Below are 22349 nucleotides of genomic sequence, written 5' to 3'. Positions count from 1 at the left end.
CCGCCGCGGGTACCGCGTGGGCCGGGGCGCCTGCGCGCCCCGGCGGGCTCAGTGGGCCATGACGGGCTCGGCGTCCGCGTCGCGCTCGACGACGCCGGAGCGGAGCAGCAGCCCGACGATCACGGCGCCGACGGCGATGATCGCGGCGGCCCACCAGAAGGCCGTGATGTAGCCGTGCATCGGGCCCTCGACGGCGAGCTTCGGCCCCAGGGCGCGGTTGCTCTCCGTGAAGCTCGTGACCGAGCTCGTGAAGATCGTCGACAGCAGCGCCGTCCCGATCGAGCCGCCGACCTGCTGCACCGTGTTGACCATCGCGGAGCCGACGCCGGCGTCCGCGCGGCCCAGACCGGTCGTCGCGGTCTCCATGCCGGGAGCGAACACGAGGCCCAGGCCGACGCCGAGCACGAGCAGGCCGGGCAGCACGCCCGTCAGGTAGCTCGAGTCCACGTCGAGCTGCGCGAAGAGCACCATGCCCAGGGCGGCCAGGACCATGCCGAGCGTCATCAGGATGCGCGGCCCGAAGCGGCCGAGCAGCACGACGGTCGCCGTGGTGGCGGTCCCCATGATCGCGAAGTTCATCGGCAGGAACGCCAGGCCCGTCTTCACCGGCGAGTACCCGCGGGTCTGCTGCAGGTAGTACGTCAGGAACAGGAACACCCCGAACATGCCGATGCCGACGATCGCGAAGGCCATGTACGAGCCGCCGCGGTTGCGGTCGGTGACGACGCGCAGCGGCAGCAGCGGGTGCTCGACGCGCAGCTCGATCAGGACGAACGCGACGACGAGGACGACCGCGACGACCAGGCAGACGATGGTCAGCGGGGCGGTCCAGCTGTCGGTCTCGGCGTTCGAGAAGCCGTAGACGAGCGCGAACAGGCCGAGCGTGATCGACAGCGTGCCCGGGATGTCGAGCTTCGTCCGGTGGCCCTGCGTGCCGCCGTGCAGCAGCGTCATCGCGCCGAGCGCGGCGGGGACGGCGAAGACGAGGTTGACGTACAGGCACCAGCGCCACGACAGGTACTCGGTCAGCAGGCCGCCGAGCAGCAGGCCGATGCCGGCGCCCGCGCCCGCGATGGCGCCGAACACGCCGAACGCCTTGCCGCGCTCCTCCGGGTTGGTGAACGTCGTCGTCAGCAGCGACAGCGCCGCCGGGGCGAGGAGCGCGCCGAACACGCCCTGCAGGGCGCGCGCGACGACGAGGACGCCGAACGAGCCGGCGGCGCCGCCCAGCGCGGACGCCAGGGCGAAGCCGATCAGGCCGGTGATGAAGACGGGCTTGCGACCGACGAGGTCGCCGATGCGGCCGCCGAGGAGCAGGAGCGAGCCGAACGCCAGGGCGTAGGCCGTGATGATCCACTGCCGGCTCTCGTCCGTGAACCCGAGGCTCTCCTGCGCGGAGGGCAGGGCGATGTTCACGATCGTCGCGTCGAGGACGACCATGAGCTGGGCGAGGCCGAGCACGGCGAGGATGAGCCAGCGGCGCTCGTGGTGTGGGTCGGCGTGCGCGGCCGACGGGGCGGGTGTAGCCATGGGTCCTTCTGCGGAGGGAGGGAGACTGCGGAGGTTCCGGCGCGGCCCCGGGGGAAGGCGCGCAACAGGGCAGCCTAGCAAAGTGGAGACCGCCTCTCCGAATGGAGACGATCGCTCCGATTCTGTGACCGTCCGGTAAAATCGCCCCATGGCGACGACGCCCCAGGCGGCCGCGACCACCCGGGACCGCCCCCTGCGCCGGGACGCCGAGCGCAACCGTCGCCGCATCCTCGACGCCGCCGCCGCGCTCTTCGCCGAGAAGGGCCTCGGCGTCGGGCTCGACGAGATCGCCCACCGCGCCGAGGTGGGCGTCGGCACCGTCTACCGGCGCTTCCCCGACAAGGACGACCTGATCGACGCGCTGTTCGAGCGCAAGATCGACGAGATGGTCGCCCTGGGCGAGGCCGCCCTCGCCCAGGAGGACCCGTGGGAGGGCCTGCGGTCGTTCCTCGAGGGCGCGCTCGCGGCGCAGGCGCGCGACCGCGGCCTGGGCGACCTGCTGCTCGGCCGCCCCGACGGCCCGTCGTGCGTCCCGCGGGGACGCGACCGCATCGAGCCGCTGATCGTCCGGCTCGTCGCCCGGGCGCAGCGGGCCGGCGCCCTGCGCGCCGACGTCGAGCCGACCGACCTGGCGCTCGTCCAGGTCATGGTCGGCGCCGTCGCCGACGGCACGCGCGACGTCGCCCCCGACGCCTGGCGGCGCACGCTCGGCCTGGTCCTGGACGGCCTGCGCCCGGCGCGCGAGGCGCCGTCCCCCCTGGACGCCCCCGCGGTGTCGCGCGAGGACCTCGTGCGCGTGCTCGCGCGGCGGCGTCCCGGTCGCTGACCCCCGGCCGGCCCGGCCCTAGCGGCGCGGCCGCCAGACGCGGAAGACGTCGACCTGGATCTGCCGCTGGCGGTGGCTGCCCGGGAAGACCGGCCCGGCCCCCGTGACGATCTGCCCCGGCCGCGGATCGCGGCGCGGCCGCAGGCTCGCGCGGACGTCGAAGATCGTGATGCCCGGCGCGGTGACCCCGCCGCCGTAGGCGACGACGTGCAGGTCGCCGTCGCCGTCCGGGTCGTGCGACTCGATCGCCAGGACGCGCCCCCGCACGGCGCGGCACCCGAGCGCGGAGGGCGTCGGGGTGGGGCAGGTGGCGTCCCACGACCGCGGCGGCGCGGACGGCGCGGCGGGCGTCGCCCGGGGGCGACGCGGCGCGGGCGCGGCGGCGCGGGCCGTGGTCGCGGCCCGCGCGGCGGGGGCCGCGGCGGTCGTGGCGTCCCCGCCGCCGCAGCCGGCGACGACGACCGCCGCGGCCAGCGGCAGGAGGGCGGGCCGGGCGCGCATCGCTCCATGCTGCCCGATGCGCCCCACGCCCGTCGCCCGCGCCGCCGGTCCGTCGGGGATGATGGGCGCGATGCCGCCGATGGTCGACCCCGCCGCGACGTTCCGCCGCGCCTTCGAGATCTTCCGCGCCCACTTCGCGGTGCTCTACCCGGCGGCGCTCGTGTTCGCGCTCGTCGACGCGATGGTGAGCTTCGCCGTGCGCGACCAGGCGGAGCTGCTGCCCGCGACGCTCGCGCTGTCGCTCGTGCTCAACGCGATCTTCCAGGGGATGGTCGTCGAGCTCGTGCGCGACGTCCGCGACGGCGAGGCGGACGTCAGCGTCGGCCAGCTCTTCCGCGGCATCTCGCCCGTGGCGGGCCGTCTGGTGGCGGTCGCCCTGGTCAGCGGCATCGCGATGGGCATCGGGTTCGTGCTGCTCGTCGTGCCGGGGCTCATCCTGATGACGATCTGGGCCGTCGCGGCGCCGGTCGTCGTGATGGAGCGCACCGGCGCGTTCGCGTCCCTGGACCGCAGCCGCGAGCTCGTCCGCGGCCACGGCTGGCAGGTGTTCCTGACCCTGCTGCTGATGCTCCTCTTCACCCTGGGCGTCGGCTTCGTGGCCGGCCTGGTGGCCCTCGGCGCCGGCCAGGTGGCCGGGTCGTTCATCGAGGTGCTGCTCGTCGCGCTGGTCACCCCGGTGACGGCCCTCGTCGCCGGCGTCCTGTACCTGCGGCTGCTCGAGATCCGGGACGGCCGGGCCGAGGTGCCGCGCGGGTACGCCGCCGGCGGCGAGTAGCCGCGCCGCCGACGCGGACGACGGGCCGGGCGGCGCGCGAGGGGCCTCAGCGGTCGATCGAGGACATGTCGGGGTAGCGCTCGCCCGCGGCCTCGCCGGCGCCCGCCAGGCGCGCCAGGTCGTCGCCGGTCAGCCGCACGTCGAGCGCGCCGACGTTCTGCTCCAGGTACGTCCGGCGCTTCGTGCCGGGGATCGGCACGACGTCGTCGCCCTGGGCGTGCACCCACGCGAGCGCGGTCTGCGCCGCGGTGGCGTCCTTCTCGGCGGCGATCGCGTCGATCGTCTCGACGATGCCGACGTTCTGCGCCAGGTTGTCGCCCTGCAGGCGCGGCTGGTGGCGGCGGAAGTCGTCGTCGGCGAGGTCGTCGAGCGTGCGGATCGTGCCGGTCAGGAAGCCGCGGCCGAGCGGGCTGTAGGGGACGAAGCCGATGCCGAGGTCGCGCAGCGCCGGCAGGATCTCCGCCTCGGGCCCGCGCTCCCAGATCGAGTACTCGGTCTGCAGCGCCGAGATCGGGTGGACGGCGTGGGCGCGGCGGATCGTGGCGACGGACGCCTCGGACAGGCCCAGGTACCGCACCTTGCCGGCCTGGACCAGCTCGGCCATGGCGCCGACGGTCTCCTCGATCGGCGTCTTCGGGTCGACGCGGTGCTGGTAGTACAGGTCGATGTGGTCGACGCCCAGGCGCCGCAGCGACGCGTCGCAGGCGGAGCGCACGTAGTCGGGCGAGCCGTCGATGCCGCGGAAGCCGGCGTTCTCGGGGTCGCGGACGTTGCCGAACTTCGTGGCCAGCACGACCTGGTCCCGGCGGTCCGCGATGGCGCGGCCGACGAGCTCCTCGTTCGCTCCGACGCCGTACATGTCGGCGGTGTCGAGCAGCGTCACGCCGAGCTCGAGGGCCCGGTGGATCGTCGCGATCGACTCCGCGTCGTCGGTCTGGCCGTAGAACTCGGACATGCCCATGCAGCCGAGGCCCTGCTGGGAGACGACGAGCCCTTCCGAGCCCAGAGCGGTGGTCTTCATGCGGAGGTCCTCTCGCGGTAGATGGCGATCTTGCGGTCGACGGCCTCGAGGTTGCGTCGCATCTCGTCCAGCTCGCGCAGGACGTGCTCGCGGTGCGCCTCGAGGAGCGCGAGGCGCTCGGCCTCGTTGCCCTCACCCGCCCGCGCCAGCGCCGCGTACTCGCGCAGGGTGCGGATCGGCATGCCGGTGCGCCGCAGGTGCGTGAGCATGCGGATCCACCCCAGGTCGCGGTCGCTGTAGCGCCGATGGCTGGACGCGGCCCGGTCGACGGGCCCGAGCATCAGGCCCTCGCGCTCGTAGTAGCGCAGGGTGTGCGCCGACAGGCCCGTCTCGAGGGCGGCGTCGGAGATCGTGCGGGGTGCGGAGGAGGTCGTCGCCACACCGGCGACGATAGGACTTCGAGCGCACTCCAAGTCAAGGCCCGGATGCGACGTCCGAAAACGGCTAGCGCTGCGGAGACCCCGGCGGCACTCTCGTTGCTCCCACAACCACCGAGAGGAGCACCATGCTGTCCACCGATCTCACCGGCACCACCGCGGTCGTCACGGGTGCCGGCCGCGGCATCGGCCTGGCCGTCGTCCGGGCGCTCGCCGGCTGCGGCGCCACCGTCGTCGCCGGCACCCGCACCGTCACCCCCGAGCTGGGGGCCGCCACCCCGCACGCCCTCGCGCTCGACCTGGCGTCGGCGGAGGGCCCCGGCCGGCTCGTCGCCCACGCGCTCGACGTGAGCGGCGGCGTCGACCTGCTGGTCAACAACGTCGGCGGCAACCCCGCGCCGCTCGGCGGGTTCCTCGCCACCACCGACGAGGACTGGCAGACCGTCCTGGACCTGAACCTGCTGTCGACGGTGCGCGCCACGCGCGCGGCGCTGCCGTCGCTGCAGCAGCGCGGCGGCGCGATCGTCAACGTCGCCTCGACGAACGCGCGGCTGGGGATGGGCCCCGTCGTGGCCTACGGCGCCGCGAAGGCCGCGGTGCTCAGCCTGGGGAAGGCGCTGGCCGACGAGTTCGGCCCGGCCGGGGTGCGGGTCAACACGATCTCGCCGGGGCCGGTGCTGACGCCGATGTGGACGGCCGACGGGTCGCCGGGCGCGACGATGACCGCCGCGATGGGCATCGGCCGGGACGAGATCGACGCGCGCGTGCCCGCCGCGCTGGGCATGACGACGTCCTCGATGGTCGCGCCGGAGGAGGTCGCGGCCCTCGTCGTGGCGCTCGCCTCGGACGCGCTGCCGAGCATGCGCGGCGCCGAGCTGGTGCTCGACGGCGGCCTGCTCAAGGCGCTCTGACGCGCGGGCCCGCGGGGCGCGTCGCGCCCCGCGGGCCGGCCGCTCAGGCCAGCGTGGCCTTCAGCGCGATCTCGACGCTGCCCCGCAGCGCGTTCGAGACCGGGCAGCCCTTCTCGGCCTCGCCGGCCAGGCGCTCGAACGTCGCCTGGTCCAGGCCGGGGACGTCGCCGGTGACCGTGATCTCGGAGCGGGTGATGGCGAACCCCTCGCCCGCCTTGTCGAGCGTCACGCGCACGTCGACGTCCAGCTGGGACGGCGGCGTGTCGTGCTGCGTCAGGACGTTCGAGAACGCCATCGCGTAGCAGCTGGAGTGCGCCGCGGCGATGAGCTCCTCGGGGTTGGTCTGCGTCCGGTCGGCCTCGTCCGTGCGCTTCGTGAGGCTGACGGGGAACGGGCCGCCGGCGCCCGAGCTGACGAGGGTCAGCGTGCCCCCGCCCTCGGCGGCGGTCCCCTGCCACTCGGTGCTGGCCTTGCGGAATGCGACGGGCATTCGGTCCTCCTGCGGTCGTGGTGGCCCTGCGACGGACCCGTACCCGGGCTACGCGGCCCGGACGCGGCCGGATGCAGGCCGAGCCGGCCCGCCGCGGCGGGGGCCGGGGCGCCGGACGGGCGCGACCGGACCTACAGCGCGGCGCGCGGGTGACGGGTCGTCGCCGCCCAGACGACGGCGCCGACGATCACGCTGACGGCGAGGACGGACGGCCACGAGCCGACCTGCTTGCCGAGCGGGTGCGACAGCGCGAACGCCGCCAGGTAGACGAGCACCAGGCCGAGCGCGACGGGGAGCCCGCGGGTGCGGCGCCACTCCAGCCCGCACCACAGCGCGGCGAGGAAGAGGACGACCCCGCCGAGCGGCCGGACGCCGGTCAGGTCGGCGACGCCGAAGCCGATCACGAGCGACAGCGGCGCGATGAGCCAGGTGGGGTACGGACGCGGCACCCCTGCAGCGTAGCCCGCTCCCGCCGTCCAAAGTCCGGCGGCCCGGTTCGTACCGACGCCCCAAGACGGAGCGCCCGCGATCGCGGAGGATGGACCGCAGATCGGACGCCGTTCTGGTCTCTCTCCCCGGGGCCCGGCGGCATCGCCGCCGGGCCCTGCTCTCCCTTCAGGCCACCGGCGCGGCGGCCGCCCGCTCGAGCACGCCGCGGACGTCGCCGGTCAGCGGGCCGAGGTGGCCGGGCCAGACGACGGCCGGGTCCAGCTCGGCGAGCCGGCGCAGGCTGGCGCGCGCCTGCTCGGTGTCGTGGTTGTAGGCGCGCAGCGGAAGCCCCGGATCCTGCGGACGGCCCCACATGTCGGTCATGTAGAAGGCGTCCGACACGAGCGCCACGCGGTCCCGCTCGCGCCACAGCCCGATCAGTCCGGGCGCGTGCCCGGGCAGCGCGACGACGCGGAAGCCGGCGACCTCGTCGCCGTCCGCCACCGTGCCGCTGATCGTCACCGGGCCGCCGTCCCACACGTGGTGCATCACCCCGTGGAAGCGGCGCACCGCGCCGGGGAGCAGCTCGGGCCGCCAGTAGTCCCGCCCGCCGGTGCCCTCGGCGTGCGGCCGGGCGTCGGGGTGGCAGAGGACCGGCGCGCCCGCCGCGGCGAGCGCCGGGGCCGCGCCGCGGTGGTCCGTGTCGCCGTGGCCCAGGACGACGCGCCGGACGCCGCCGTGCGGCGCCGCGGCGCGGAGGATCGCCGCGGCCATCCCGCGCTCCCCCGCGTCGAAGACGGAGACGCCGCCGTCGGGGTCGGCGAGCAGGTACGCGTTCATCGTGCGCAGCGGGCCGCCGCGCAGGACCCACACGCCGTCGGCCGCCTGCTCCGGCGCGCCGCACGCGAGCGCGTCGAGCAGTCGCCGGGGGTCGCGGGGGCGGCGGGGGCGGACGGGCGACGCGGCGGGCATGGCCCATGCTCCCGGCCCGGCGCGGGCGCCGTCAAGCGCCGCTCAGTCGGCCAGGACGGCGCGCTCGCAGCCGCGCAGGCGCGCGTGGGCGTGCAGCGCGTCCTCCACGGGCACCGGGTCGCCGAGCCACGTCGCGCGCACGCGCAGGACCGCGCCCTGCTTGCGCGCCCGCAGCAGGCCGGCCAGCCGTCCGTCGAGCAGCACGACGGCGGGGCGGCCGACGGCGGGGAAGAGCGCCTTGCGCGTCGCGGCGTCGGGCACCAGGTCGCCGCGGTCGGGCTGCGCCAGGTACGGGTCGTACCCGGAGAGGACCCGCACGCCGCGCGCGGCCGGAGGGTCCGCCAGCCGGGCGGCGTCGGCCGCGAGGATCCAGCGGCGCTGGCCCGCGACGCGGACGGGCTGCAGCTCGTCGTCGACGAGGGCGAGGCACGCCTTCGCGTGCGCGGGCGCCGTCTGCGCCCACGCGGCCAGCCCGCTGTGCGTCGACGGGCCGTACGCGCGCAGGAAGCGCCGGACCAGCTCGGCGCGCGCCGCGTCCAGGTCGACGCGGGCGTCGGCGTCCGGGGCCAGCGCCCACGTCGCCTTCGCCGGCATCTCGGTCACGCCGAGCGGGCCGAGCGCGCGCCACAGCGCGGGCCGCACGTGGTGGCTCTGGCAGCCGCGGCACCACGGCAGCAGCTCGGGCGGCAGCCGCTCGCGCAGCGCCTGGTGGAACGCGTCGCGGTCGAGCGGCCCGTCGGCCAGGCCGTCGCGCGCGGCGGCGGCCACCCGTTCGAGGGCCTCCCGCACCGCCACCCCGGCGTCGGCCAGCTCGCGGGCGGGGCCGGACCCGACCAGGCCCTTCAGGTCGGCGTCGCGCTCGGGCACCAGGGCCCGCGTGAAGACGGCGACGTCGGCGCGCGGCACGACGTACGGCGCGCCGCGCATGGCGTTGACGGTCGCCCACGTCCGGCGCACCGGGTCGTCGGCGGCGACGTCGCCGGCGCGGGCGTGCAGCGCGACCTCGGCGTGGCCGGGCGGGTACTCCTGCAGCCCGCACGCCGCGACGGCCGTCGCCGGATCGGTCGGCGCGTCCAGGTGGTGGCCGGCCACCCGGAAGGCCAGCACCCGCTCGCGCGTCGCCTCCGTCATCGCCGCACCGTACCCGCGCCGCGCGCGACCGCCCGCCGCGCGACGACCGGCGTGGCGGCGTCCTCGTCGAGGAGCGAGAGCTGCCCGGGGGCCCGGCGCGTCCGGGTGGCGCGCACGGGGTCCGGGGCGACGAAGCGCGGGCGCGGCACGGCCTGCAGCGGCTCGAGGACGCCGGCGGGCAGCAGCCCCCGGGCCGTCAGCCAGCGGGCGCAGGCGAGCACCGCCGCCATCGCGCGGTCCACCTCGTCGGCGCCCGCCCCGGCGCGCAGCCGCGCGTCCCGGAGCGCCGCCAGGGCGCGCGGGGTCAGCCCGCCGCCGCGATCGACGAGCTCGGCCGGCGCGTCGGCGTGCGCGCGCAGGGCCGCCGGCAGCGACGCCCGCCACGCGTCGACGCTCCCGGCGAGCGCCGCGTGGTCGCCGGCACCGGGGTGCAGCTGCAGCTGGACGCCCTCCGCGGCGGCGGGCGCGACGGACGGCGGGGCGGGACGGTCGCACATCGGGAGGGGCGGCCTTCGCCGCTGGCCGCCCGCCCCCTCCCGCGTGGGCGCCGTCGTGCAGCGCGGGCCGCCGGGGACGGCCGGCGGCCGGCGGGCCGCCGGTCGAGCCGCGGGGTCAGCCGGCCCGGCGGATGATGCGGCGGCAGCGCCAGTCCAGGTACCGCACGCCGATCCAGAACGACTTGAACGCGGGGTTCGTGGTCTGCCCGTCGTGGTAGCGGCGGTAGATCTGCTCCATGATCACCGCCAGGCGGAAGAGCCCGAAGACCTCGTAGAACGTCCAGTCCGGCCGGGTGATCCCCGCCCGCTCGCAGTAGCGGTCGACGACCTGCTCGCGGGTCAGCATCCCGGGCAGGTGGGTCGGCTGGCGGCGCAGCATCTGCATGATCCGGCCGTCGCCCGCCTCGATCCAGTAGGCCAGCGCGCCGCCCAGGTCCATGAGCGGGTCGCCGAGGGTGGCCATCTCCCAGTCCAGGACGCCGACGACGCGGCCGCTGCCGGCGGGGTCCAGGACCAGGTTGTCCAGCCGGTAGTCGTTGTGGATGACGCACAGCCCGGAGTCCGGCGGGCGCTGCGCGTCCAGCCACGCCATGACCCGCTCGAAGCTCGGGGCGCGGGGCGTGCGGGCCGTGCGGTACCGGCGGGACCAGCCCGCGACCTGCCGCTCGACGTAGCCGGCGCCGCGGCCCAGGTCGGTCAGCCCGGCGGCGCGGACGTCGACGGCGTGCAGCTCGACGAGGCGGTCGATCGCCTCCTCGGCCAGGCGCCGGGCCTGCGGCGGATCCAGGCGCATGCCGGGCGGCAGGTCGCCGCGCAGGATCGTCCCCTCGATCCGCTCCATGACGTAGAAGGGCCCGTCCAGCAGCGCCTGCGCGCCGTCGTCCTCGGCCGCCGCGACGACCTCGGGGACGTACGGGTACGCGGGTCGCAGGCGGCTCTGCACCCGCGCCTCGCGCAGCACGTCGTGAGCCGTCCCCTCGCGGTGCCCGGCCGGCGGCCGGCGCAGGATCAGGTCGCGCTCCGGGTAGCGCAGCAGGTACGTCCGGTTCGACGCGCCGCCCGAGAACTGGCGCACGTGCGGCGGCGGGTCGGCCGGGTCGACCCCGTCGACGCGCGGCGCCAGCCACGCGTGCAGCGGCGCCGGGTCGAACGCGTCCTCGGCCCGGACGTCGCGCGGCTCGTCGCGCGGCGGCGTGCTCATGCCCGCGGGGACTCCGGGGCCGGCGCGGCCTGCTCCTGCTCCGAGCGCGCGATCGCGCCGAGCAGCCGGCGGGCGCCCTTGCGGGCCTCGCGGGCGAACAGCGGCGGCACGAAGCGCTTGACCGCGTAGGCGACGACGCCCTGCCGGTCGGTCAGGACGAGGAAGCGCCCCTTCGCCACGCCCTCGACGATCCGGCCGGCGATCGTCTCGGCGGGGACCGAGCTCTGCGTGACGAGCTTCTCCATCGACCGGCGGACCGCCGCGTCCGGGGTGCGGAACGTCCCGGCCAGCCCCGTGCGGAAGAACGTGGGGCAGACGACGGTCGTGCGGATGCCGGCGGGCTCCAGCTCCCACCGCAGCGTCTCCGACAGCGAGACCACGCCGGACTTGACGACGTTGTAGCTCGCCATCACCGGCGGGTTGAGCAGCCCGGCGGCGGACGCGATGTTGACCAGGTGCCCGTCGCCCTGGTCCTCGAAGAGCGGGACGAACGTGCGGCAGCCGCGGACGACGCCCATCAGGTTGATCGAGAGGATCCACTCCCAGTCCTCGATCGGCAGGTGCGCGAAGCGGCCGCCCGTCGCCACCCCGGCGTTGTTGACGAGGACGTCGAGTCCACCCCAGCGCTCCTCGACCCAGGCGCGGGCGTCGGCCCAGTCGTCGTCGGACCGCACGTCGAGCACGCGGGTGGCCGCGGCGTCGCGGCCGGGCGCCGGCAGCGCCGCCACGGCGCGCTCCAGGGCCGCCTCGTCCTGGTCCGTCAGCAGCACGCGCCAGCCGTCGGCGGCGTAGCGGGTCGCGAGCGCGTGGCCCAGGCCCGACGCCGCGCCGGTGATGAGGATCCGCCGGCCGCTCATCGGGCCGCCTCCGCCGCGTCCTTGTAGCGCGCGAGCTCGAGCCGGGCGACGACGCCGCGGTGGACCTCGTCCGGGCCGTCCGCCAGGCGCAGCGCGCGGGCGTTCGTCCACGCGCCGGCGAGCGGGAAGTCGTCCGACAGCCCGCCTCCCCCGTGCAGCTGGATCGCCATGTCGATGACCTCCTGCGCCATGTTCGGCACCACCACCTTGATCTGGGAGACCGCGCCGAGCGCGCCCTGCAGGCCCTGCGTGTCCAGCAGCCACGCGGCGTGCAGGACGAGCAGCCGCGCCTGGTCGATCTTCATCCGCGCGTCGGCGATCCGCTCGCGGTTGCCGCCCAGGTTGGCGAGCGGCTTGCCGAACGCCACGCGCGTCGTCGCGCGGCGGCAGGCGTGCTCGAGCGCCAGCTCGGCCAGGCCGATCAGCCGCATGCAGTGGTGCACGCGGCCCGGCCCCAGGCGCGCCTGCGCGATGCCGAACGCGCCGCCGGGCGTGCCGATGACCGCCGACAGCGGCAGGCGCACGTCGGTGAACGAGACCTCGCCGTGACCGCCGGGCGCGTCGAGGAAGCCCATCGTCGGCAGCATCCGCTCGACGGTCACGCCCGGCGTGTCGCGCGGCACGAGCACCATGGAGTGCTGGCCGTAGCGGTGCGCCTCCGGGTCGGTCAGGCCCATGAAGATCAGGACCTCGCAGTCCGGGTGCCCGATCCCGGTCGACCACCACTTGCGGCCGTTCAGCACGATCTCGTCGCCGTCGACGATCGCGGTGGCCTGCATGTTCGTGGCGTCCGACGACGCGACGTCGGGCTCGGTCATGCAGAACGCCGAGCGGATCTCGCCGCGCAGCAGCGGCGCCAGCCAGCGCTCCTGCTGCTCGGGGGAGCCGAAGGCCAGCAGGACCTCCATGTTGCCCGTGTCCGGGGCGTTGCAGTTCATGACCTCGGGGGCGAGCTGCGTGCGGCCCATGCGCTCGGCCAGGACCGCGTACTCCGCGTTGCGCAGGCCGGGACCGGCGAGCTCCGCGGGGACGCCCGGCACCTCGGCGGGGTGCGGCAGGAACAGGTTCCACAGGCCGGCGGCCTGCGCCTTGCGCTTCAGCTCGTCCACGAGCGGCGGGACGACGAAGGCGCCCTCGCGCATCGCGAGCGTCTCGCGCAGGTGCGCCTCCTCGCGGGGCTCGATCTCCTCGCGGATGAACGCGTCGACCCGCTCCAGGTGCTCCTGGGCGCGCGGGCTCGGGGCGAAGTCCATGCGGTGCCTCTCCGTCGGGTGCGGACGCTCTCCCGACGCCCGGTGGTCGGCACCCTACTCGCCGGTACGGGCGCGCGGGGAGCGACGGCGGTCGACGCGCTGGCCCGGCCCGGGGCGGCGGGCTAGGGTGGCGGCGTGCGTGCCGACCCGTCCCCGACCCGACGCGCGCGCCTGGCCGCGCTGGCGGCCGGTCGAGCCGTACGTCGTGGCCGCGCTGACCCTGGCGATCGGCGCGACGGTCGCCTGGGTCGCGGCCGACCGCGAGCGGTGGGCGGTGGCCGCGGGAACGGCCGCCCTGACGCCGATCGCCGCCGTCCTGGAGCTCTGGGGCGGGCTCCGGGCCCGCGACGCGGAGGAGTGGCGCGTGGTGCGCGTCGCCTACGCGGTCGCGGCGGTCGTCGCGACCGTGGCCTACGCGGCGACGACCGGCCACCCGTTCTACGAGGTCTCGGGACTCGCCGTCTTCTTCCTGCCGGCCGCCGTGCAGGGCGGCCGGCTCGCCGGCGCGTGGCGCTCGCGGCGCCGCGAGCGCGCGGGCGGCGCGCCGCCTACGGCGTGACGGCGCCCGAGTCGGTCCCGGGCGCGGCCTGCGGCTGCGCGGGCGTCGTCGCCGGCGGCTGGGTCGGCGTCGCGGGCGGGGCGGCGTCCTGGCGGGAGGTCGTGCCCTGCCGCTGCTCCTGCTGCGCGGCGTCGGGGCCTGTCGGCTCGTCGGGGACGGTCTGCTTCTCCGTCGTCTCGGTGACGGTCTGGGCGGGGCGCGTGATGGTCTTCGTCGTCGTGGTCGTCTTCGTCGGCGCCGTCGTGGTGGTGGTCGTCGCCGGCGGCGTCGTGCTGCGCGACGAGCCGTTGTGGAACAGCGTCGTGCCGCCGCCACCCGTGGCCGAGCTGCCCGTGACGAGCTCGGGGACCGTGATGAGGACGGCGGCGATGACGAACCCCAGCAGCCCCGTCACGATCGCCAGCCGCCAACGGTGGCGCAGCGGCTTGCGGACCGCGTAGACGGTCACGGGCGCGTCGGCCGCGCCCGCGCCGACCGGGTCGTGGGCGGCGTACGGGTCGTGGGCGCGCGTCGCCGCGGTGGGCGGGGTGCCGTAGCCGTCCGCGCCGCCGTGGTGCATCGCCTCGGTGGGCGTCGGCGGCGCCAGCGGCGTGTCGCCGTCCCCGCGGCGGCGGACCGCGCGCCGCGGCGTCGGCAGCACCGCCGAGACCGCCTCGGTCGGCTTGTTCAGCGCCTCGCGGACGAGGGCGACGATGACCGGCGACAGCGCCGCGGACGTCAGCGTGCCCGGCGCCCACACGTGCGAGAAGACGAACGCCGCCGCGGCCGACGAGAGCGCCGAGATGATCAGCGTCTTCAGGTCGAGCGCGCTCGCGGGGGCCGGCGCGGCGGGCGCCGGAGCGGACGGCTGGACGCGGGTGGGCGGCGTGGGCTGGTTGCGGGGCACGGACATGCGGGACGGCGCGGCCGGGGGACGAGGCCGCCCCTCGGTTGTAGCGCACCCGGCGGGCCGCCGAAGCCGGGGACGCGCCGTGTACGTCGTGGCCGTCGCCGCTGCGTGCGCCATCGCACGAGCCGGGTGCGTACGGGGCACGTGGACGGATGATTCCCACATCAGCAGACGCCGTCCCTAGGGTCTCGCCGTTCACCCCGACCCCCCGGAGGGCCCCATGAGGCCACGACCCCTCCCCCGACGGCCACGCGCCCGCCTCCGCGGCGCCGCCGTCGTGCTGGCGACCGCCGCGAGCGCCCTGCTCGCGGCCGCACCGGCGCACGCCTACGACGCCAGCGTCACCCGCACCGAGGGCGGCATCGCGCACGTCAAGGGCGCCACGCTCGGCGACGGCGGCTTCGGCGTCGGCTACGCCGCCGCCCAGGACAACATCTGCACGCTCGCCGACTCGTACCTGACGACGAGCGCCGAGCGCGCCCGCTACCTGGGCGTCGGCACCGGCAACGCCAACCTGATCTCGGACTGGTTCTGGAAGTCGATCCTCGACGACCGGACGATCGAGAAGCAGCTCGAGCAGCCGTTCCCGGAGGGCCCGTCGCAGGACGCCCGCGAGCTCGCCCGCGGGTACGCCGCCGGCTACAACCGCTACCTGGCCGAGAAGGGCGGCCGGGACGGCATCACCGACCCGCGCTGCAAGGGCGCGGAGTGGGTGCGCCCGATCGGCGAGATCGACGTCTGGCGCCTGGCGAACAACCTGGGCATGCGCGCGAGCTCCGCCCAGTTCACGTCCGCCTTCGTCGGCGCGCAGCCGCCCGCCGCCGCTCCGCCGCGGGCCGAGCGCCGCGCGGCCGCCGACGACGCCCCCGCGCTGACCGAGGACGAGGTCGCCGCGCGCCTGAAGGGCACGATGTTCGACCCGAAGGCCGAGCCGACCCTGGGCTCGAACGCCATCGGCCTGGGCGGCGACGCGACCGAGAACCACGACGGCCTGGTGCTGGGCAACCCGCACTTCCCGTGGGCGGGCAACGAGCGCTTCTGGGAGTTCCACCTGCAGGTGCCGGGCGACGTGGACGTCGTCGGCGCCAGCCTGATGGGCTCGCCCGTGGTCAACATCGGCCACAACCGGCACGTCGCCTGGTCGCACACCGTCTCGACGGGCCGCCGCTTCACGTTCCACCGGCTGACGCTGGACCCGAGCGACCCGACGAAGTACGTCTACGGCGGCCGCACGCTGGCGATGCGCAAGCAGACCGTCACCGTCGAGGCGAAGACGCCGCTCGGGGTCCTGCCGCAGTCCCGCACCCTGTACTCCACGCGCTTCGGCCGCGTCGCGCTGTACCCGACGCTCGGCCTGGGCTGGACCCGCTCCGTCGCGTACGCCATGCAGGACGCCAACGGCGACAACCTGCGGCTGTTCGACCAGTGGCTCGCGATGAACCGCGCCCGCAGCGCCCAGGAGCTCGTCGACGCGCAGCGGCGGATCCAGGGCATCCCGTGGGTCAACACCCTCGGCGCCGACGACCGCGGCACGGCGTTCTACACCGACCTGGCCGTCGCCCCGCACCTGACGCGCGAGCAGATCGCCTCGGACTGCATCCCGGACGGCACGCCGCGGGCGGCCGTCGCGTCGCGCTTCTTCATCCTCGACGGCTCGCGCCCGGCCTGCGACCTGGGCGCCGACGACGACGCCGTGCGCGCCGGCATCCTGGGGCCGAAGAACATGCCCGTGCGGACGACCCGCCGCGCGGTGCAGAACTCGAACGACTCGTACTGGCAGACGATCCCGGGCGACCCGACCGAAGGCTTCTCGCCCGTCATCGGCGCGGAGGGCGGCCAGCAGAACCTGCGCACCCGCCTGGGCGCCGACATCCTGCGCACCGGCCTGACAAACGGCGGCCGCTTCTCGCGCACGTCGCTCGAGGACGCGTGGAAGGCCAACCGCAACCTCGGCGCCGAGCTGATGCTGCCGAACCTGCGGACCCTGTGCCGCGACAACGACGACGCCCCGGTGGTGACCGGTCCGACGACGAGCGTCGACATCAGCGCGGCCTGCCCGGTCCTCGACGCCTTCGACGGCTCGGGCAACCGCGACGCGAAGGGCGGCTGGCTCTTCGCCCGCTTCTACGCCCTCGCGCCGGTCGACCAGAACGGCTTCTGGTCCGTCGGCTACGACCCGGCGAACCCGCTGACGACGCCGACCACGCTGAACGCCGGCAACGCGGCGACCGTCCAGGCCCTGGCCAACGCGGTCGCCGAGCTGCGTGCCCGCGACCTCCCGCTCGACGCGTCCTGGGGCGACGTGCAGCACGCCACCCGCGGCGGCGAGCGCATCCCGATCTCGGGCTGCAACACGGGCTGCTACCCCGTCACGTCGGTCTCGACGGACCCCGCCACGTACGGCGAGGTGCTGCACGGATCGAGCTTCGTCATGTTCGCCGAGGTCAACGCGACCGACGGTCCGCGCGCCCGCGCGCTGCTCTCGTACTCGCAGTCCGAGGATCCGACGTCGCCGTACTTCGCGGACCAGACGCGCCGGTTCTCCGACCTGCGGTTCATCGACGTGCCGTTCCGCGAGGACGACGTCGCCGCCGGGGCGCAGTCGCGCATCGAGGTGGCCGACGACACGCCGGATCCGAACCAGGGCCCCGCCGGTCCGGCCGGCCCGGAGGGCCCCGGTGGCCCGGCCGGCACGCCCGGCCCCGCCGGCGTCCCCGGGGTGCCGGGGCTGCCGGGCCCACAGGGCATCCCGGGCCCGCAGGGGCAGAAGGGCGAGAAGGGCGCACGCGGCCCCCGCGGCTTCCGCACGCAGGTCCGCTCGGTCACGCGCACGGCCGGCGGGCGGCGGGTCGTCCGCGTCCGCGTGACGCAGGGCGCCTCGGTGGCCCGCAAGCGCCTGGTCCGCATCCGCGTCGGCGCGCGCAGCTACCGGGCGCGCACCGACCGCCGCGGCGTCGCGCGCTTCGTCGTGCCGCGCCGCGGCACGATCCGCGTGGTCGCGGTCCGCTGACCGCCGCCGTCCCCGGTCGTCCCGCCCCGCGGGGCGGCCGGGGCGGCGCGCCGCGCTAGCGTCGGGGCACCCATGAGCGCCCCGCAGACCGACCGCACCTGGCCGCACCCCGCCGTCGTCGCCGACCTGGCCGCGCTGCGCCGGGCCACGCCGCTGACGCACTGCATCACCAACGTCGTCGTGTCGAACTTCACGGCGAACGTCCTGCTCGCCACGGGCGCGTCGCCGGCGATGGTGCACGCGCCGGAGGAGGTCGCCGACCTGGCCGGCGTCGCGGGCGGGCTGCTCGTCAACCTGGGGACCGTGACCGCCGAGCAGGGCGAGGCCGCCCGGGTGGCGGTGCGGACCGCGAACGCCGCGGGCGTGCCCTGGGTGCTCGACCCCGTCGCGGTCGGCCCGCTGTCGATGCGCACCGCGCTGGCGCAGGAGCTCGTCGCGCAGGGGCCGGCCGTCGTGCGCGCCAACGCGTCCGAGACCCTGGCCCTCGCGGGGGCGGCGGGGCTGGACGCCGCGCGCGGCGTGGACTCGGCGCACGGACCCGAGGCGGCGCTCGACGCGGCCCGCGAGCTGGCCGTCCGCACCGGCGCCGTCGTCGCGGTGTCCGGGCCGACGGACCACCTCGTCACCGCCGACGCGCTCGTCACCGTGCCGGGCGGCGACGCGCAGCTGACGCGCGTGACCGGGGCGGGCTGCGCCCTGGGCGCGCTCGTGGCGGCGTTCTGCGCGGTGAGCGGGTCGCCGCTCCACGCCGCCACGGCCGCGCACGTCGTGGTCGCGACCGCGGCGGAGCGGGCGGCGAGCGCCGCCCGCGGCCCCGGGTCGTTCGCCGTCGCGCTGCTCGACGAGCTCTCCCGGCTGGAGGCGCCCGCCGCGTAGCGGGCGCCGGCCGGGCGCGACGGGGAGCCCGCCCGCCGGACGCCTCCCGGGCAGGCCCGCGCCGCCCCGTCCGCTGCGTTCCGGGACCGACCGCGCCCCCGCCCGGCCGTCCGGGCGGTCCGGGGCGGCTGCGGGCCGCGGCGCCTCAGCGCGCCGGCCGCAGGACCGTGGTCGGCAGCGTCCGGGCCCGGCGCGGGGCGCACAGGCGGTAGGTGCGCGTCGACGTCAGGCGCCGGCCGCCCGTCGTCGTCGCGACGATCCGCACCGTCGACACGCGCGTGCGCCGGCTCATGACCGTCACGACGGCGGAGCGGGCGTCCCCGGGCAGCGCGTGGACGCGGCGGCCGTCGACCGTGACCGTGACCGCGCGGACGGGCGTGCCGCGGCGCACGCGCCAGTGCAGCCGCACGCGGCGCTTCGCGGTGCAGACGGACGGGGCCCGGCGGACGGGGCGGGCGGGCTTGGCGGGGGCGGCGGGGCGCGCGGGCGGGGTGGCGACGGCCGCGGGCGTCGTCGCCGGGGCGGGCTGCGCGGCGGCCGGCGTGCCGACCGGCCCCTCCGGGGCGCCCGGCGTCTCCGCCGGCGCGGCGGGGGCCACCACGACGGTCCGCGGCTGGGCCGGCACGAAGCCGGCGCCCGAGGCGTTGCGCGCCCGCACCTGCATCGCGTGCGTGCCGACCGCCAGGCCCTCGACCCGGCCCGTCCGGCGGCCGCCGGGCGCCGCGGTCGTGTCCAGCGGCGCCCAGGTGTCGCCGCCGTCGGCGCTCACCTCGTAGCCGGTGATCGCGGTCAGGCCGCGGTTCGCCGGCGGGACGAAGCCCACCGTCACGGCACCGTCGGGCCCGGCGACGGCGGTGACCGCGCGCGGCCGGCTGGGCACCGCGGGGCCGACGCGGCCGATCTGCTTGGGGTAGTCGATCGTGTAGACGACGCCCGACGGGTCGGCGGCGACGACCGTCGAGAAGAAGCTGCTGGCGAGCGGATCGCCCGGCGTGAACGCGAACAGGCCGTTGGTCATGTCGCCCGCGACCGGCGTCGGCGCCGAGCCGTCCGCGCCGAGCCGCGTGATGCGCGCGCCGGCGTTGCTCGCGACGTACAGGCGGCCGTCCTCGTCGTGGCTCATGCCGACGGGCGTCGAGATCGTCGTGTCGACGACCCGCAGGTCGCCGTCCGCGATCCGGGCGATCGACGGGATGCCGCTCGAGACGTAGTACGTGCCGTCGGGCAGCACGGTCCCGCCGCGCGGGACCATGGTCGACGCGAGCGCCGGCCCGTCCGTCATCGGGCCGCCGTCGCCGGTGCCCGCGATCCGCGTCAACGTCCCGCCGGGCGTGATCCGCACGACCGCGAACTGGTCCTGCAGGGCGAAGAAGACGTTGCCGGCGGCGTCCGTGTCCAGCCCGACGACGTAGCCGAGCGGCGAGGAGGTCGCCGGCCCGTCGACCGGCAGCCCGCGCGTGCCGTCGCCGGCGAAGACCGACAGCCGGCCGTCGGGCGTGATCCGGGCGATCTGTCCGGACCCCCAGTCTCCGACGTACAGCGTGCCGTCGTCCTCGGCGGCGAGCGCGTACGTCAGGCCGCCGAGGCCCGACGAGCGCGCCGGGCCGGCCGTGAACGGGTCCGCCGTGCCGTCGCCCGCGACGATCGTCAGCTCGCCGTCCGGGGTGATGCGCTCGACGACGTGGTCGACGAGGTCGAGCGCGTAGAGGGTGCCGTCCGCGGTGACGTCCATCGCCGACGTCGAGCTGCGCGGCGACGCCAGCGCCGGCCCGGGCACGGGAGCGCCCTGGGTGCCGTCGCCCGCGTAGATCGTCAGCTGCGGATCGGTCGGGCCCGCCGCAGGCGCCGACGGAGGCAGGGCCGCCCCGACCAGCAGGACGGCGAGGCTGAGCAGCAGGGGACGGCGCACGCCGGGGTCGTCGGCCGCGGCCCCTCCCGGTCGGACCCGGGCGGACGGTCGTTCGACGACCGCCCGGCCCCGCCGCGGGCGCGCCGGACCGGCGAGGCGCCCGCGAGACCCGCGGGTCAGGCGCCGCGCGCCGGCGAGATCCACATCGTGATCTCGGCCCGCACGACCGTGGTGCCGTGGTCGTCCGCGATCTCGACGGGGACGACGAGCTCGCGCGTCTCGTCGGCCCGCAGCCCGCGCAGGTCCTCGACGGTCGCGGTGCCCGTCAGGTCGGTGCGCGCCTTCGCGAGGTACTGGACGGTCATCCCCTTGGGGATCCAGCGGTGGGTGGCCGGCAGGCTCGCGTCCGTGGCGGTGCCCGCGGCGAGCTCGGCCAGGTTGCAGCAGGCGATCGCGTGGAAGGTGCCCAGGTGGTTCTTCACCCGGCGACGCAGCGGCGCGCGGACGCGCGCGTAGCCGGGCCGCAGCTCCTCGAACCTCGGCCGGATGGTCGCGAAGTACGGCGCCTGCACGCCGACGGCGAGGGAGAACAGGCGCCGGCCCACGCGGGGCAGCCGGTCGAGGCGGCGGTAGGCGGCGAGGATCGGCCCGGTGCGGGCGGTGGCGGTCGTGGGCATCGCGGGGTCCTTCGGGTCAGGCGCCGGAGGGCGCGGGTCGGGCGGCCCGCAGCACGCCGCGGACGGCGGCGGCCAGGGCGTCGGCGGGATCGATCAGGCGCGGCCGTCGGCCGTCGAGCAGCGGCGGCGGCAGGTCGACGACGCAGACGGCGACGGTCTCGACGGTCCGGCGGTCCGCCGTGCCGAAGAGCGACGCGGCCAGGCGGCGCAGCACGCCGAGGAGCTCGCCGTCGAGCGCGCGCAGCTCGTCGTCCAGGGCGTCCGGCAGCCCGTCCTCGAGCAGCTGCTCGCGCCGGTGGCGGATGAGCACCTGCGCGCTCGCCGGGGCGGAGGCCTGCAGGTCGCGCAGGGTCAGGGCCGCGGCGACCGTCGCGTCCTCGGCGTGCTCCCACGCGTCGCCGGCGGCGAGGCACCGCTCGACCGCCTCGCGCTGCAGCGCGAGGAACCGCCGGGCGGCGCGCAGCCACAGGCGGCCGAGCAGCTCGTTCCGCGAGCCGAACGCGTGGTACAGCGACCCGCTCGAGGCGCCGGCCCGCTCCGCGACGGCCCGGATGGTGACGGCCCGGCCGTCGCCGGCCGCGAGCAGCTCCTCCGCCGCGTCGAGGAGCGCGTCGAGGTCGTGCAGCCGGGGGCGCGCCATGCCGCGGATCGTACAGGAGCGATCGTTCTAGAACAAGTCCTCCGAAACTTCTCGCGGCGGCGCGCCGCTCCCTATGGCCCCGCCGGGCGCCTACGCCGGGACCGTCGCCGGCAGCCCCAGGCGCCCGAACAGCGCGCCGTCGAACGTGACGATCTCGCGCACCCGGCCGTCCTCGACGCGCAGGACGTCGAGCGCCAGCGGGCGGAACGCGTCGGTGCCCGGCGCGCGGACGTAGGCGGCGACGGCCGGCTGGCGGTTGCAGGCGGTGACCAGGCAGCGCAGCGTCGCGAACGCCTCGGTGCCGAAGCCGCCGTCGATCCACGCCTGCACCACCGCGTCCCGGCCGTCCCACGTGCCGGGCTGCGGGGGCATCGAGAAGCGCAGGTCCTCGTGCAGGACGGGCAGCAGCGCCTGCAGGTCGACGCGCTCCGTCGCCGCGACGTACCGGGCGAGCAGGTCGCGTTGCGCCGCCGACCCCTCCTGCCCGGGCCGCCACTCCGCGCGCGGCTCGGGCAGGTGCTCGCGCACGCCGGCCCGCGCGCGCTGCAGCGCCGAGTTCACGGACGCGACCGTCGTCTCGAGGATCTCGGCGGTCTCGCGCGCCGACAGGTCCAGGACGTCCCGCAGGACGAGCACGGCGCGCGGCAGCGGCGCCAGGTGCTGGATCGCGGTGAGGAACGTCAGCTCGATCGTCTCCTTCGCCACGGTGGCCGCCTCGGGCCCGTCGTCGCCCGAGGGCAGCTCGTCGAGCAGCGCGTCCGGATAGGGCTGCAGCCACAGGATCTCGCCGTCGGCCGTCGCCGCCCGGGGGCGCTTGTCCAGGGCGTCCAGGCAGGCGTTCGTCGCGATCCGGTACAGCCAGGCGCGCAGCGCCGTCCGGTCGGCGAGCTGGCCCCGCTTGCGCCAGGCGCGCAGGAACGTCTCCTGGACGAGGTCCTCGGCCTCCTCGAGCGAGCCGGTCATCCGGTAGCAGTGGACGTGCAGCTCGCGGGCGTGGCGGCGCACCTGCGCCTCGAAGGCGTCGCGGTCGGTGGTGGAGGTGGGGCTCATGGTGGGTAGGACGGCGCCGGGGCCGGAA

At 76.7% G+C, this 22349-nt stretch carries 23 protein-coding genes; 6 read left to right on the top strand and 17 right to left on the bottom strand.

Features of this window, described 5'->3' with window-relative positions:
* Nucleotides 1-48: 48 nt before the first annotated feature.
* Nucleotides 49-1530 carry an MFS transporter gene (locus J3P29_RS03800; RefSeq protein WP_210491704.1) on the bottom strand — a complete coding sequence of 494 codons (1482 nt, stop codon included), beginning with the start codon at nt 1528-1530 and terminating at the stop codon, nt 49-51.
* A gap of 148 nt (nt 1531-1678) precedes the next feature.
* On the opposite strand from J3P29_RS03800, the gene J3P29_RS03795 reads away from it, so the two are divergent.
* The gene (locus J3P29_RS03795) at nt 1679-2356 is read left to right on the top strand and encodes a TetR/AcrR family transcriptional regulator (protein ID WP_210491703.1); all 678 of its coding nucleotides are present in this window, start codon (nt 1679-1681) and stop codon (nt 2354-2356) included.
* Nucleotides 2357-2374: 18 nt separating this feature from the next.
* Here J3P29_RS03795 and J3P29_RS03790 read toward each other — a convergent pair whose 3' ends face one another.
* The gene (locus J3P29_RS03790) at nt 2375-2857 is read right to left on the bottom strand and encodes a hypothetical protein (protein WP_210491702.1); all 483 of its coding nucleotides are present in this window, start codon (nt 2855-2857) and stop codon (nt 2375-2377) included.
* Nucleotides 2858-2873: 16 nt separating this feature from the next.
* Here J3P29_RS03790 and J3P29_RS03785 point away from each other — a divergent pair, with 16 nt between their 5' ends.
* Nucleotides 2874-3632, top strand: coding sequence for a hypothetical protein (locus J3P29_RS03785; RefSeq protein ID WP_210491701.1), 759 nt, complete (start codon nt 2874-2876; stop codon nt 3630-3632).
* A 46-nt stretch (nt 3633-3678) separates the two neighbouring features.
* On the opposite strand, the gene J3P29_RS03780 is transcribed toward J3P29_RS03785, so the two are convergent.
* Together J3P29_RS03780 and J3P29_RS03775 are read right to left on the bottom strand one after the other, a co-directional pair.
* Nucleotides 3679-4653, bottom strand: coding sequence for an aldo/keto reductase (locus tag J3P29_RS03780; RefSeq protein ID WP_210491700.1), 975 nt, complete (start codon nt 4651-4653; stop codon nt 3679-3681).
* Complete coding sequence (locus J3P29_RS03775) at nt 4650-5033, bottom strand: MerR family transcriptional regulator (RefSeq protein WP_210491699.1); 384 nt, start codon at nt 5031-5033, stop codon at nt 4650-4652. Before J3P29_RS03775 ends, J3P29_RS03780 begins: the two co-directional genes overlap by 4 nt.
* A 125-nt stretch (nt 5034-5158) precedes the next feature.
* Between J3P29_RS03775 and J3P29_RS03770 the strand changes: the two genes are divergently transcribed.
* The gene (locus J3P29_RS03770) at nt 5159-5941 is read left to right on the top strand and encodes an SDR family oxidoreductase (RefSeq protein WP_246851413.1); all 783 of its coding nucleotides are present in this window, start codon (nt 5159-5161) and stop codon (nt 5939-5941) included.
* Nucleotides 5942-5984: 43 nt separating this feature from the next.
* Here the strand turns inward: J3P29_RS03770 and J3P29_RS03765 are convergent, their stop codons facing one another.
* The 8 genes from J3P29_RS03765 to J3P29_RS03730 form a co-directional block, all read right to left on the bottom strand.
* Nucleotides 5985-6431 (bottom strand): OsmC family peroxiredoxin, encoded by a 447-nt coding sequence (locus J3P29_RS03765; protein ID WP_210491698.1) that lies wholly within the window; start codon nt 6429-6431, stop codon nt 5985-5987.
* Nucleotides 6432-6562: 131 nt separating this feature from the next.
* Nucleotides 6563-6880 (bottom strand): hypothetical protein, encoded by a 318-nt coding sequence (locus J3P29_RS03760; RefSeq protein ID WP_210491697.1) that lies wholly within the window; start codon nt 6878-6880, stop codon nt 6563-6565.
* A gap of 166 nt (nt 6881-7046) precedes the next feature.
* The gene (locus J3P29_RS03755; RefSeq protein ID WP_210491696.1) at nt 7047-7832 is read right to left on the bottom strand and encodes an MBL fold metallo-hydrolase; all 786 of its coding nucleotides are present in this window, start codon (nt 7830-7832) and stop codon (nt 7047-7049) included.
* A 42-nt stretch (nt 7833-7874) separates the two neighbouring features.
* On the bottom strand, nt 7875-8963 hold the full coding sequence (locus tag J3P29_RS03750; RefSeq protein WP_210491695.1) for a crosslink repair DNA glycosylase YcaQ family protein: 1089 nt from the start codon (nt 8961-8963) through the stop codon (nt 7875-7877).
* The gene (locus J3P29_RS03745) at nt 8960-9460 is read right to left on the bottom strand and encodes a hypothetical protein (RefSeq protein ID WP_210491694.1); all 501 of its coding nucleotides are present in this window, start codon (nt 9458-9460) and stop codon (nt 8960-8962) included. The genes J3P29_RS03750 and J3P29_RS03745 overlap by 4 nt, the downstream gene beginning before the upstream one ends.
* 115 nt (nt 9461-9575) lie before the next feature.
* Complete coding sequence (locus J3P29_RS03740) at nt 9576-10661, bottom strand: phosphotransferase family protein (protein ID WP_210491693.1); 1086 nt, start codon at nt 10659-10661, stop codon at nt 9576-9578.
* Nucleotides 10658-11518: an SDR family oxidoreductase gene (locus tag J3P29_RS03735; protein WP_246851412.1), complete on the bottom strand. Its 861-nt coding sequence runs from the start codon at nt 11516-11518 to the stop codon at nt 10658-10660. The genes J3P29_RS03740 and J3P29_RS03735 overlap by 4 nt, the downstream gene beginning before the upstream one ends.
* Entirely contained in the window at nt 11515-12771 is a 1257-nt protein-coding gene (locus J3P29_RS03730) for an acyl-CoA dehydrogenase family protein (protein ID WP_210491692.1), read from the bottom strand. Before J3P29_RS03730 ends, J3P29_RS03735 begins: the two co-directional genes overlap by 4 nt.
* Before the next feature lie 139 nt (nt 12772-12910).
* Here J3P29_RS03730 and J3P29_RS03725 point away from each other — a divergent pair, with 139 nt between their 5' ends.
* Nucleotides 12911-13330, top strand: a complete 420-nt coding sequence (locus J3P29_RS03725) for a hypothetical protein (RefSeq protein WP_210491691.1) — start codon at nt 12911-12913, stop codon at nt 13328-13330.
* Here the strand turns inward: J3P29_RS03725 and J3P29_RS03720 are convergent.
* Nucleotides 13320-14222 carry a hypothetical protein gene (locus tag J3P29_RS03720; protein WP_210491690.1) on the bottom strand — a complete coding sequence of 301 codons (903 nt, stop codon included), beginning with the start codon at nt 14220-14222 and terminating at the stop codon, nt 13320-13322. The genes J3P29_RS03725 and J3P29_RS03720 overlap by 11 nt on opposite strands.
* Before the next feature lie 274 nt (nt 14223-14496).
* Between J3P29_RS03720 and J3P29_RS03715 the strand changes: the two genes are divergently transcribed.
* Entirely contained in the window at nt 14497-17229 is a 2733-nt protein-coding gene (locus J3P29_RS03715; protein ID WP_210491689.1) for a penicillin acylase family protein, read from the top strand.
* A gap of 72 nt (nt 17230-17301) precedes the next feature.
* The gene (gene thiM / locus J3P29_RS03710) at nt 17302-18105 is read left to right on the top strand and encodes a hydroxyethylthiazole kinase (protein WP_210491688.1); all 804 of its coding nucleotides are present in this window, start codon (nt 17302-17304) and stop codon (nt 18103-18105) included.
* Between the two features lie 145 nt (nt 18106-18250).
* On the opposite strand, the gene J3P29_RS03705 is transcribed toward thiM, so the two are convergent.
* From J3P29_RS03705 to J3P29_RS03690, 4 genes are all read right to left on the bottom strand, one after another.
* A complete protein-coding gene (locus J3P29_RS03705) occupies nt 18251-20014 on the bottom strand; it encodes a hypothetical protein (RefSeq protein ID WP_210491687.1) in 1764 nt (587 codons plus the stop codon).
* 116 nt (nt 20015-20130) lie between these two features.
* Nucleotides 20131-20631, bottom strand: a complete 501-nt coding sequence (locus tag J3P29_RS03700; RefSeq protein ID WP_210491686.1) for a hotdog fold domain-containing protein — start codon at nt 20629-20631, stop codon at nt 20131-20133.
* A gap of 16 nt (nt 20632-20647) precedes the next feature.
* On the bottom strand, nt 20648-21271 hold the full coding sequence (locus J3P29_RS03695; RefSeq protein WP_210491685.1) for a TetR/AcrR family transcriptional regulator: 624 nt from the start codon (nt 21269-21271) through the stop codon (nt 20648-20650).
* 90 nt (nt 21272-21361) lie between these two features.
* Nucleotides 21362-22321, bottom strand: a complete 960-nt coding sequence (locus tag J3P29_RS03690) for an RNA polymerase subunit sigma-70 (protein WP_210491684.1) — start codon at nt 22319-22321, stop codon at nt 21362-21364.
* Nucleotides 22322-22349: the final 28 nt, after the last annotated feature.

It is taken from the genome of Patulibacter sp. SYSU D01012, assembly GCF_017916475.1.
In the GTDB taxonomy this organism is placed as follows: Bacteria; Actinomycetota; Thermoleophilia; order Solirubrobacterales; family Solirubrobacteraceae; genus Patulibacter.
This window is presented reverse-complemented; position numbering and strand designations above follow the sequence as displayed.

Coding starts and splice junctions, on each gene's coding strand:
- J3P29_RS03790 (WP_210491702.1), bottom strand. CDS start 2,857: ATGCGCGCCCGGCCCGCCCTCCTGCCGCTGGCCGCGGCGGTCGTCGTC.
- J3P29_RS03730 (WP_210491692.1), bottom strand. CDS start 12,771: ATGGACTTCGCCCCGAGCCCGCGCGCCCAGGAGCACCTGGAGCGGGTC.
- J3P29_RS03795 (WP_210491703.1), top strand. CDS start 1,679: ATGGCGACGACGCCCCAGGCGGCCGCGACCACCCGGGACCGCCCCCTG.
- J3P29_RS03770 (WP_246851413.1), top strand. CDS start 5,159: ATGCTGTCCACCGATCTCACCGGCACCACCGCGGTCGTCACGGGTGCC.
- J3P29_RS03690 (WP_210491684.1), bottom strand. CDS start 22,321: ATGAGCCCCACCTCCACCACCGACCGCGACGCCTTCGAGGCGCAGGTG.
- J3P29_RS03740 (WP_210491693.1), bottom strand. CDS start 10,661: ATGAGCACGCCGCCGCGCGACGAGCCGCGCGACGTCCGGGCCGAGGAC.
- J3P29_RS03695 (WP_210491685.1), bottom strand. CDS start 21,271: ATGGCGCGCCCCCGGCTGCACGACCTCGACGCGCTCCTCGACGCGGCG.
- J3P29_RS03745 (WP_210491694.1), bottom strand. CDS start 9,460: ATGTGCGACCGTCCCGCCCCGCCGTCCGTCGCGCCCGCCGCCGCGGAG.
- J3P29_RS03765 (WP_210491698.1), bottom strand. CDS start 6,431: ATGCCCGTCGCATTCCGCAAGGCCAGCACCGAGTGGCAGGGGACCGCC.
- J3P29_RS03785 (WP_210491701.1), top strand. CDS start 2,874: ATGCGCCCCACGCCCGTCGCCCGCGCCGCCGGTCCGTCGGGGATGATG.
- J3P29_RS03800 (WP_210491704.1), bottom strand. CDS start 1,530: ATGGCTACACCCGCCCCGTCGGCCGCGCACGCCGACCCACACCACGAG.
- J3P29_RS03700 (WP_210491686.1), bottom strand. CDS start 20,631: ATGCCCACGACCGCCACCGCCCGCACCGGGCCGATCCTCGCCGCCTAC.
- thiM (WP_210491688.1), top strand. CDS start 17,302: ATGAGCGCCCCGCAGACCGACCGCACCTGGCCGCACCCCGCCGTCGTC.
- J3P29_RS03755 (WP_210491696.1), bottom strand. CDS start 7,832: ATGCCCGCCGCGTCGCCCGTCCGCCCCCGCCGCCCCCGCGACCCCCGG.
- J3P29_RS03735 (WP_246851412.1), bottom strand. CDS start 11,518: ATGAGCGGCCGGCGGATCCTCATCACCGGCGCGGCGTCGGGCCTGGGC.
- J3P29_RS03720 (WP_210491690.1), bottom strand. CDS start 14,222: ATGTCCGTGCCCCGCAACCAGCCCACGCCGCCCACCCGCGTCCAGCCG.
- J3P29_RS03780 (WP_210491700.1), bottom strand. CDS start 4,653: ATGAAGACCACCGCTCTGGGCTCGGAAGGGCTCGTCGTCTCCCAGCAG.
- J3P29_RS03750 (WP_210491695.1), bottom strand. CDS start 8,963: ATGACGGAGGCGACGCGCGAGCGGGTGCTGGCCTTCCGGGTGGCCGGC.